Source organism: Patulibacter medicamentivorans (assembly GCF_000240225.1).
Lineage (GTDB): Bacteria > Actinomycetota > Thermoleophilia > Solirubrobacterales > Solirubrobacteraceae > Patulibacter > Patulibacter medicamentivorans.
On sequence record NZ_AGUD01000059.1, the window covers coordinates 1 to 10,171 of the forward strand.

Here is a 10,171-nt window from a genome sequence, read left to right on the forward strand (position 1 = left end):
GCCTCGGCCGCCGCGCGCTCGGCCGCCGGCGGCCGCTTCGGGGCGGCCGTCGTGCGCGGCCCGTCGCCGCCGCAACCGCTGGTCGCCGCGACCACGAGCAGGAGCGCGAGCAGCGCGGCGGGACGGAGGCGGGACATGCGGGGGATCGGGCGGGACGGGCGGTGCGCCCCGGGTCGGAACGCGAGCTGCGGGCCTACAGGTCGGGGGAGAGCGGCGCGAGCCCGGCCGCCTTGCGACCCGGCGCGACCGCGGTCAGGAACGCCTGCTGGGCGGCGCGCTCAGCCGTGGACCGGGCGCGCACCTGCTGTAGGCAGCGGCTGGCGGCGGCCTTCGGATCGCCGGAGCCGAGGCACCGCGCGAGGGTCGTCGCGGTCGCCGCGGACGCCTGGTAGGCGGCCCCGAGACGCTCGACGATCCCCTGCTGGTTGGCGTTCCTGGTCGGCAGCGCCCGTGCCCGCGCGGCGCCCGCGGTGCGATCGGCGGCGATGCTCGTGAACAGCTCGCGGGCCTCGCGGACGGCCGCGGCGGCATCGGCCGGACGCGGGCCGGGGCCCGAGAAGCTCGCGACGCCGTCGCGCGCGGCGCGCAGCAGCGCGAAGCCGCGCTTGGTGCGCGGGAAGGCCGCCCGCTCGGCGCTCAGGCGCTGATCGAGCGTGGTCAGGAACGGCGAGCCCTTCGACCCGGCGGCGGTCGCGCTGCCGGAGCCGCCCTGCTTGCGGGCCTTCGGGGCGCGCGCGTAGCGCCCCAGCTCGCGGGTGCCGTCGATCGCCTTGGCGGCCGGCGTGATGTCGTCGACGGTCGCCAGCGCGGCCGCGGCGCGCGCGGAGCGGCTGCCCAGCTGCCCGAGCTCGGACGACTTCGGGTCGCGGAGGACCGCGAGCACGGTCGCGACGTAGGTCCGATCGGCGGCGAGCGCGTTCGAGGCGCGAGTGAAGCGGGCCGTCTCGCTGCTCGGGACGTCCAGCTGCTCGAGCTCGCGCGCGGCGGCGCTGAGCTCGGTGGTCGCCTGCTCGGCCGCGGTCAGGGCCAGGCCGCCGTCGCCACCCGGGCGCAGCCGCAGCAGCTGGCTCGAGAGCTCGCGGTTCGCGTCGACGGCGCGCGACAACTGCGCCTCGACATCGTCGCGGAAGCCGGCGTCGGGATCGTTGACGACCGCCAGCCAGACGACCGCGGCGACGATCGCCGCGACCAGCAGCGGGACGAGCAGGCGGATCCCGACCGGCGCGTTGCGGCGGGTGCGCGAGAGCCGGCTCGCCGCGTCCTCGCCCGAGCGGACCAGCGGCGTCCCGCAGCGCGGGCAGTAGCGCGAGCCGAGCGCGACGCGGGCGTCGCAGCGGAGGCAGCCGATGACCGGCGGCGCGACCTCGTCGTCGATCTCGTGGTCGCCGTCGGCGCTGGCCTGCGGCTCGTCGTCGGAGTCGGACTCCGCGTCGCTCGCGGCCGGCCCGTCGCCGTCCTCGTCCGCGCCCTCGAGGACCTCGTCGTCCTCGGCCTGCGCCCGGTCATCGCCCGCGGCGGTCGGCTCGTCGGCGTCCGGCGCGGGGTCGTCGGCAGGCTGCGCGTCGTGCGCGCCGACCTCGTCGTCGGCCAGCTCGGGTTCGCGGTCGGTCGAGGTGTCGCTCATGCCGGGTGTAGGACGGTCCTGGTGGCAGTGCAGGCGGACGCGGTACCGCCGGCCGCCCCATCATGCGGACATTGCCCGTCGCGTGCGTCGTTCCTGCCCGCGTACCCCGACCCGTCACCGAGCAGTGTGGCAGCCGTCGGCGCGACAGGTCGCGAGCCACGCCGCCGGGGCAGCCTCGGCCGCACCGCGCCGAAGGGGCCTTCTGGGCTACGATTTCCGACTCTTGTCTAACGGACTTTGGATCTAGGAGGCCCTCGATGGGTCGATACACCGGACCGGTCGAGCGGCTCTCCCGCCGGGAGGGCGTCGACCTGGAGCTCAAGGGTGCCCGCCGCCTCGCCGGCAAGGGCGCGCTCGAGCGCCGTGGGGCGCTGCCCCCGGGCCAGCACGGCGGCGGTCGCCGCGTGAAGACCTCGGTCTACGCGCAGCAGCTGCGCGAGAAGCAGCGCGCCAAGCGCTACTACGGCGTGCGCGAGAAGCAGTTCCGCCGCCTGCTCAACGAGGCGGCCAAGCGCAACGCCGAGAACACCGTCACCGGCGAGCGGCTGCTGCAGCTGCTCGAGCAGCGCGTCGACAACGTCGTCGTCCGGCTCGGCTTCGCGGCCACCCGCGCGCAGGCCCGCCAGTTCGTCTCGCACGGGCACGTGCTGGTGAACGGCGTCCGCCACACGATCGCCTCGGCCCGCCTCAAGCCCGGCGACGTCGTGACGATCAAGGACGGCGCGCCGATCAAGCCGCTGGCCCAGGAGGCCACCGAGCTGGTCGCGATCGTCCCGGCCTGGCTCGAGGCCGACCACGACGGTCTCTCCGGCCGCGTGCTGCGCCTGCCGACGCGGCAGGAGATCCAGGTGCCGATCACCGAGCACCTGATCGTCGAGCTCGCCGGCCGCTCCTAGCGAACGGCCCGCCACCTGCGGGATCGCTCCCCGGAGCGGCCCGCAGGCCGTTGCTCACGCGCGCCCGATGGGCGCGCGTCGTCGTTGTAGGCTCGCCTTCCCGGGGAATCCGCGGTCGCGCTCCGGGCGACCGGGCGGGCCGTCGCGGCCGCCTGGGACCCGGACGGATCGCAGGCCGCGACGGCCACCGAACGGCCAGTCGCGCCAACGTCAGCGACCGATGCGCCGTGCCGAACGCGGCCGTCGAAGCCCGTCGCCCGAATCCCCGCCGATCGGGGGAGGTCCAGGCGCGATCGCGGGCTGCGTGGACGTCCCGTGACCGAACGTCCAGCAAGGCCGTCCGAATGCCCATGGACGTCTGTTGGATATTCCGTGACATGCTGTCAGTTCTCTGTCTACTGTCGCTCGTTTGCAGGCAGTCTGCCGGCCGCTAGACCACCGTTCCGGTAGACATAGCCGGGTGTCAGCGCCTTTGAGTTCCCTCCCCCAACCGTCGTTCGGGTCGCGCAAGCGGCTCGTTTTCGTGACGGGCACCCTTCTGCTCCTGCTCGCCCTCCTCGCGGTTCCGCGCGGGGCGTTCGCCGCCACCGACACGACCGCCGCCTGGCAGTGTCGCGCGAGCGGCATCTACGCATCGATCGCCAACATGCCGGCGCCGGTCGAACCGCTCGTCGCCAACGGCATCAAGGGCAGCACGCCCGGCCTGACGTTCGACAAGCCGCTCTGCAGCAGCGACGAGCAGGGCGCTGGCAACACCGGCGGCGCCGTGCCGATCGTCGACGGGCTCCTGTTCGCCTCCGCCGCCCAGGCGAAGACGACGATCACGCCGCAGACCGGCGCGCCGAAGGCCCAGTCGGTGACCGCCAGCACGACGCTGGCCCAGGTCAACCTGAAGCCGGCCGGCCTCGCCGAGCTGCTCTCGGTCGGCGCGATCAAGGCGACCGCGACCGCGACCTGCAAGGCCGGCAAGCCGGAGTTCAACGGCACGTCGATCCTGACCGACCTCAAGGTGCTCGGCGCCCCGGTCTCGCTCGACGGCCTGGTGAGCGCGCTCAAGGGCGCGGTCGACGGCCTCGGTCTCGGCGCGCTCGTCGCGATCGACACCCCGAACAAGATCGTCAAGACGGCCAACGGCATCGTCGTCCAGCCGCTGCGGATCCGCGTCGCCCCGACGGCCGGCAGCCCCAACGGCGGCCTGCTCGACATCGTCATCGGCGAGACCAAGATCGGCGCCAGCGGCGACGTCTGCAACAGCGACGGCCCGCCGAAGCCGCCGAACCCCGAGGACCAGATCTGCCCGACGGGCTCGGTCCCCCAGGGTCGCGAGCCGATCGTCTGCGTGATCCCCGGCACCGACCGCTACGGCGTGATCGTGATCGGCGTGCCGAACAGCACCGACACGCCGCGCGGCGGCACCGTGATCCCGCTGGTCGAGGCCCGCCGCCTGGCCGGGCTCGGGCAGCTGCCCAAGTCCAAGTGCCTCTACGGCCCCGGCAACGACTACGTCGTGGTCGGCACCGCCAAGGGCGACAAGATCTACGGCACCCGCGGCCCGGACCGGATCCTCGGTCTCGGCGGCAGCGACAAGCTCTACGGCGTCGACGGCAACGACTGCCTGGACGGCAACGCCGGCGCCGACCGGATCTACGGTGGCGAGGGCAACGACCGCATCTACGGTGCGGCCGGCGGCGATCGCCTCTACGGCGGCAACGGCAACGACCGCATCTACGGCGACGCCGGCAACGACAGCATCCACGGCGATCCGGGCAACGACCGGCTCTCCGGCGGTGCCGGGAACGACTTCTTCACCACCGGCACCAGCACCAAGGCCGGCGGTGAGCGCGTCTTCACCGGGCCCGCGACCTCGAAGGGCCGCAACATCGTGAGCATCAGCATCTACACGAAGCCGGTGGTCGTGAACTGCGGCTCCTCCCGCGACGTGGTCCGGGCCAACAAGAACGAGGCCCGCAACAACCGCCTGCGCAACTGCAAGCACGTCGAGGTCACCACCCCGACGAAGAAGCGCTAGCAACGCCCTGGCGGGCGCTCGCGCCCGCCAGTGGATCGCCCGCTCGCGAAAGCGGCCGACCGGCCCCCTCGGGGAGTCCGGCCGGCCGCTTTCGCGTTCTCGGGCCGGCCGCCGCGGCGAGCCGGACGCGGCGGCGGCGATCCGCCCTGCGGCGTCGTCGCGTATCGCGTAGCGTGGGGCACGTGAGCGACGAACCCGTCCCGATGCCCGAGCCGTCCGTGCCGCTGCACATCGACCAGCTGCTGGAGCAGCGGTCGGTGGCCGCCGGCGTCGAGGCGCTCGCCCGCCGCAACCAGCACCACCTGGCCGACATGGACGACGCCGAGCGCGAGGACGCGCGGGTGCTGTGGTCGGAGATGGTCGCCGAGATCCTCGGCGCGGTTCGCGACGCGCTCGGCGGCCGCGTCGACCGCGACGGTCCCGGCCGGGCCGTGATCGTGCTCTCCGACCACCCGCAGGAGCCCGGCGAGGTCCAGGCCGAGGCGATCTTCTCGCCCCAGATCGAAGAGGTCCCGGGCGAGGGCGGCGAGACCCAGGTCGTGGCGACGTTCGCCCAGGTGCTCGGGATGCAGGTCGCCGACCTGCTGCCGCAGCTGGCCGAGCAGATGGCGTCCGACGTCCAGGAGGGCGAGGACGGCCCCGAGCTTCCCGCGCGCTGAGCGCAGGGGGTCGGTTGAGGGCGGTCGGCGGGGGCCGGCCGGGGTGGTGCTGCCGACCGCGCCGGTCGAGCAGCGACCAGCGGCGTCAGTTGCGCGCGGCGCACGACCAGCGGTGGGATTTCACCCCGCAGGGCGCGGACGACTGACGCCATCGCGGACGGCCCGGGGCGAGTTGACGCCGCTGCGGCCGACCCCCGCTGCGCGGCCCGCGGCAAGTTGTTGCCTGTGCAAGCACTTGCTATGATCGAGGCATGCCCGTGACCACCACATCGACCACCATCGCGGCCGGGCCCGTCGCGCTCGACGTCGTCGACCTCGACGGCGTCCGCCGCTTCTACCTCGACGCGCTCGGCCTGCAGCAGCGGTCGGCCGCCGAGGGCGTCGTCCGGCTGGGCACCGAGGAGCGCGACCTCGTCGTCCTGCACCAGGCGCCCGGCGCCTCCCCCGCTCCGCGCAACGCCGGGCTCTTCCACCTGGCGCTGCTCTACCCCGGCCGCGCCGAGCTGGCCGAGGCGCTGCTGCGGCTCGCCCGCGCCGGCAGCCGGCTCGACGGCGCGTCGGACCACCTCGTGAGCGAGGCCCTCTACCTGCACGACCCCGAGGGCAACGGGATCGAGCTCTACCGCGACCGCCCGCGCGATCAGTGGCGGCACGAGCCCTCCGGCCAGGTCGAGATGGCGACGATCGCCCTCGACCTCCAGGACCTGCTGGGGGCCGCCCGCAGCGACGCTCCCCCGGCGGCGACCCCGGGCGAGACGATCATGGGCCACGTCCACCTGCAGGTGGCCGACCTGGCGGCGACCCGCGCCTTCTACGTCGACCTGCTCGGGTTCGACGTCGCCACCGACAGCTACCCGGACGCGCTCTTCCTCGCCACCGGCGGCTACCACCACCACGTCGGGACCAACGTCTGGCGCTCGCGCGGGCTGGCGGCGGTCCCCGGCGCGCGCGGGCTGCGGCACGCGACCCTGCTGCTGCGGGACGAGGCGATCCGCGAGCAGGTCCTCGAGCGGCTGCGCGACGCCGGCGCGGCGATCGACGCGAGCGAGGACGGCGCCCCGGTCGTGCGCGACCCGGCGGGCATCGGACTGCGGCTGGCGCTGGCGGACGACGGGGCAGGTCGCCCCGCTTCCCCGTAGCGTTCCGGACGTGCTCCTGCTGCTCCCGCCCTCGGAAGGCAAGACGGCCCCCAAGCGCGGCCGGCCGGTGGACCTCGACGCGCTCTCCTTCCCGGAGCTGGCGCCGGTCCGGCGGCGCGTGATGGCGGCCCTGCGGGAGCTCTCGCTCGGCGACGAGGCGGTCGCCCTGGAGACGCTCGGGCTCGGCCCCCGCAACGCGGCGGAGCTGGCCCGCAACGCCGACCTGGAGCGGCAGCCCGCCGGGATCGCGGCGCGGATCTACAGCGGCGTGCTGTTCGACCGGCTCGACCTGATCGGCCTGCCGACCGGCGCCAAGCGCAAGGCCGGCCGCCGGATCCTGATCACGAGCGCGCTCTGGGGCGTCGTCGGCCCCAACGACCGGATCCCGGTCTACCGCTGCCCCGCCGGCGCCCGGCTGCCGGGGCTGCCGACGGCGACCGAGCTCTGGCGCGACCCGCTGCGGGCGGCCCTGCCCGACGACCAGCTGGTCGTCGACCTCCGCTCGAGCGCCTACCGCGCGCTCTGGACCCCGGCCAACGCGCCGGTGGTGACGATCGACGTGGTGCGCGAGCAGGCCGGGCGGCGGACCGTCGTCAGCCACATGGCCAAGGCCACCCGTGGCGACATCGCCCGCGCCCTGCTGATCGACGAGGGCGGAAGCGGTCGCGACCCGCGAACCGTCGACGGCGTCGCCGAGCGGGTCGCACGGGCTGGCTGGACGGTCGAGCTCGGGAATCCGGACCGCAACGGCAGCGTCTCGCTGACGGTCGTCGAGCGGACCGGCTGAGCGCCGGAGCCGCGGCCCTCAGGCGGTCGACAGGCCCGGGCGCTCCGCGAGCGCCGAACCGGCGGCCGGTCGCGCGCCGCCGCGAGCCCCGGCCAGCGCGTAGGCGACCACCGCGGCCGCGGCCGAGACCCCGAGCGAGTCGAAGCCGTCGGCGGGGACCGTCACCGTCAGGTCGCAGCGCGCGATGTCGGCGCGCGTCAGCCCGCCGTGGCCGGCGCCGAGCAGGACCGTCGCGTCGGCCGGCAGCGCGCCCGGATCCTCGCCGTCGTGGGCGACGGCGGCGACCAGCGGCCCGTCGCTGTCCGCGCGCAACGACGCCACGTCGGTGGCGCGGCGGACGAGCCCGGCGCGGAAGGCCGCGCCCTGCGAGACGCGCAGCGCCTTGCGGCCCCAGGGATCGGCGCAGCCGTCGAGCAGCGCCACCGCCGGCAGCCGGAAGGCCGCGGCCGTGCGCAGGATCCCGCCGACGTTGCCGGAGTCCGAGACCCCGAGCAGGGCCAGCCCGCCGCCCGGCGCCGGGGCGACCGGATCGTCGTGACGGCGCACGGCCGCGACGATCCGCGGCCGGCGACCGGTCGCGGACAGCGCCCGCAGCGCGTCGCCGACGGCGGGCACCACGACCGCGTCGTCCACCAGCGAGCGCCAGGGAGCGGGGTCGTCGAGCCGCCCGTCGTCCTCGAGCAGCAGCTCGATCCGGCAGCCCGCGTCGAGCGCGGCGATCAGCAGCGATTCGTCGTCGACCACGGCCAGGCCGCGCTCGTCGCGCAGGCGGTGATCGTGCTGGAGCTCGCGGAGGTCTGCGACCCGCGGATCGCGGGCCGAGGTGACGGGAGCCGGAGGGTCCTCTGGCATCTGCCCCCGACATCCTGCCACGTGCGGACCCGCGGGGCCATCGGTCGGGCCGCTCACGCCACGAGCCGGCGCACGACGGCGTCCGCCAGCGGCCGTCCCCGGCGCGCCAGCACCAGCCGCCCCGCGGCCCAGGCGGCGGGCTCCACGACGCCGTCCTCGAGCAGCTCGGCGACCCGCTCCGGCGCGCCGCTCGGGAGCCGCTCGGCGGCGACCCCCTCCGGCAGGCGGATCCCGGTCATCAGCGCCTCGAGCGCGCGGGCGCCGCGATCGAGCGTCTCGCGGCCGGCGGCCGGGGAGCGCCCCGCCTGCGCCCGCTCCATCCAGGCCGCCGGCCGCAGCACGTTCCACCAGCGGACCCCGGCGACGTGCGAGTGGGCGCCGGGCCCGACGCCCCACCAGTCCTCGCCGCGCCAGTAGGCGAGGTTGTGACGGCAGACGCCGGCGGCGTCGCGGGCCCAGTTCGAGAGCTCGTACCAACGGTAGCCGGCGGCGGCCAGGGCGCGATCGGCGATGGCGTAGCGGCGGCCGAGCGTCTCGTCGTCGCTCAGCCGGCGCACGCCGCGGTCGACGAGCGCGGCGTATCGGGTCCCCGGCTCGACGGTCAGGGCGTAGGCGGAGACGCTGTCGGGGCCGGCCTCGATCGCCGCCGCCAGCGACGCCTGCCAGTCCTCGTCGCGCTCGCCGTCGGCCCCGTAGATCAGGTCGAGCCCGACCGCGTCGAAGCCGGCCGCGCGGGCCTCGGCGACCGCCGCGGGCGGCCGCGCGGGGTCGTGCGCCCGCTCGAGCGAGCGGAGCACGTGGGCGCGGGCGCTCTGCATCCCGAACGAGATCCGCGTGACCCCCGCGTCCCGCAGGCGCGCCAGGCGGTCGCCGTCGACCGACTCCGGGTTGCACTCGCACGTGACCTCGGCCCCCGGGGCGAGGCCCAGATGGCGATCGATCGCGGCCAGGACCCGTCCCAGGATCGCCGGGTCGAGCAGGCTCGGGGTGCCGCCGCCGAGGAAGACCGTCGTCACCGGGGCGTCGCCGCCGAGGACCCGCGCCGCCAGCGCCAGCTCGGCGTCGGCCGCCGCCGCGAACCGCTGCCCGAGCCCGTCGAGCGCGCCGTCCGGCGGGACGTAGGTGTTGAAGTCGCAGTACCCGCAGCGCGACGCGCACCAGGGAACGTGGACGTAGACGCTCAGCGGCCGCCCCCGTCGCTCGGCCAGCGCCGCCGCCGGCAGCCGGCCGTCGTCGGGCGCCGGATCGCCCTCGGGAAGCCGCGGGCTCACCGCTCCGCGATCGACGCGCGCAGCTGCGCGTCGAGGGCCACCGAGGCCGCGTCGAGCAGCGCCTCCTCCTGCTCCTCGTCGGCGGCCACGACCCCCGACGAGACCATCAGCCCCTGGAGCTGCAGCAGCACCAGGCGGGCCCGCGTGGCGACGTCGCCGGGGGCGATCGAGCCGTCGGCGCGGCCAGCGGCGATCGCCGCCTCGAGCAGCTCGATCATCGTCCGCTGCGAGGCCCCGGGGCGGGCCGTCAGGTACGGCAGCAGGTGTTCGGGGTCGACGTCGAGGATCTTGCGGAAGAGCGGATCGGCGCGCATCGAGCGGACGGTCCGCTCGGCGGTCGCGACCAGCTTCTCGCGACCGTTGGGCAGCTCGATCGAGGACGAGATCGCGTCGATCGCCAGCCGCCCGAAGTCGTGGGTCATGAGGTCGCGCAGGACCGCCTCGACGTCGGGGTAGTGGCGGTAGAGCGTCGTCCGGCTGACGTCGGCGCGGCGCGCGACGTCGCTCATCGTCACCCGGGCGACGCCGCGGTCGAGCACGCAGGCCCGAGCCGACTCGAGCAGCCGCAGGGCGACCGGCGGCCGCTCCAGGATCACGTGGGCGGCGTGCTCGAGCGCGCGGCGCAGCGTCTCGTCGTCCCGCCAGGCGGGATCGGGGATCGCGCCGCCCAGCTGGACGGCGGGGTGGTCGTCGTCGGCCGCCATCGGTGCCGCAATCATGGCGGGTGGTCGGGTCGGACGCGGGGACGGGCGCGGCCGCGCGACGCCGCCCCGGCCGGACCGCGGCCGCTAGGCGACGGCCGGGACGGATCCGTGGACCCGCTCGAGCGCCTCCTCGGCCGCCGCGACGGCCGCCGCGCGGCGCTCCGGGACGAGGCCCAGCCGCGTCCGGCGATCGAGCAGGTCGCCGACGTC

9 protein-coding genes are annotated in these 10,171 nt (G+C 75.8%); 5 read left to right on the forward strand and 4 right to left on the reverse strand.

The window, feature by feature from the left end; genetic code table 11:
- Positions 1 to 193 precede the first annotated feature (193 nt).
- The gene (locus PAI11_RS06445; protein ID WP_007572101.1) at positions 194 to 1,624 is read right to left on the reverse strand and encodes a zinc ribbon domain-containing protein; all 1,431 of its coding nucleotides are present in this window, start codon (positions 1,622 to 1,624) and stop codon (positions 194 to 196) included.
- Between the two features lie 257 nt (positions 1,625 to 1,881).
- Here PAI11_RS06445 and rpsD point away from each other — a divergent pair, with 257 nt between their 5' ends.
- The 5 genes from rpsD to PAI11_RS06470 all read left to right on the forward strand — a co-directional run bounded on the left by rpsD (position 1,882) and on the right by PAI11_RS06470 (position 7,134).
- Positions 1,882 to 2,520: a 30S ribosomal protein S4 gene (gene rpsD, locus PAI11_RS06450; protein WP_007572102.1), complete on the forward strand. Its 639-nt coding sequence runs from the start codon at positions 1,882 to 1,884 to the stop codon at positions 2,518 to 2,520.
- Positions 2,521 to 3,043: 523 nt separating this feature from the next.
- Positions 3,044 to 4,549, forward strand: a complete 1,506-nt coding sequence (locus PAI11_RS24045) for a calcium-binding protein (protein WP_007572103.1) — start codon at positions 3,044 to 3,046, stop codon at positions 4,547 to 4,549.
- 182 nt (positions 4,550 to 4,731) lie between these two features.
- Positions 4,732 to 5,208: a hypothetical protein gene (locus PAI11_RS06460; protein WP_007572104.1), complete on the forward strand. Its 477-nt coding sequence runs from the start codon at positions 4,732 to 4,734 to the stop codon at positions 5,206 to 5,208.
- A 251-nt stretch (positions 5,209 to 5,459) separates the two neighbouring features.
- Positions 5,460 to 6,347 (forward strand): VOC family protein, encoded by an 888-nt coding sequence (locus tag PAI11_RS06465; RefSeq protein WP_007572105.1) that lies wholly within the window; start codon positions 5,460 to 5,462, stop codon positions 6,345 to 6,347.
- Between the two features lie 10 nt (positions 6,348 to 6,357).
- On the forward strand, positions 6,358 to 7,134 hold the full coding sequence (locus tag PAI11_RS06470; protein ID WP_007572106.1) for a YaaA family protein: 777 nt from the start codon (positions 6,358 to 6,360) through the stop codon (positions 7,132 to 7,134).
- Between the two features lie 18 nt (positions 7,135 to 7,152).
- Here PAI11_RS06470 and PAI11_RS06475 read toward each other — a convergent pair whose 3' ends face one another.
- Genes PAI11_RS06475 through PAI11_RS06485 form a run of 3 tightly spaced genes read right to left on the reverse strand, consistent with a single transcriptional unit; the run spans position 7,153 to position 9,961 of the window.
- Positions 7,153 to 7,986 (reverse strand): TrmH family RNA methyltransferase, encoded by an 834-nt coding sequence (locus PAI11_RS06475; protein WP_007572108.1) that lies wholly within the window; start codon positions 7,984 to 7,986, stop codon positions 7,153 to 7,155.
- A 53-nt stretch (positions 7,987 to 8,039) separates the two neighbouring features.
- Positions 8,040 to 9,257 (reverse strand): radical SAM family heme chaperone HemW, encoded by a 1,218-nt coding sequence (gene hemW / locus PAI11_RS06480; RefSeq protein ID WP_007572110.1) that lies wholly within the window; start codon positions 9,255 to 9,257, stop codon positions 8,040 to 8,042.
- Positions 9,254 to 9,961, reverse strand: a complete 708-nt coding sequence (locus PAI11_RS06485) for a TetR/AcrR family transcriptional regulator (protein ID WP_007572112.1) — start codon at positions 9,959 to 9,961, stop codon at positions 9,254 to 9,256. The genes hemW and PAI11_RS06485 overlap by 4 nt, the downstream gene beginning before the upstream one ends.
- Positions 9,962 to 10,171 lie beyond the last annotated feature (210 nt).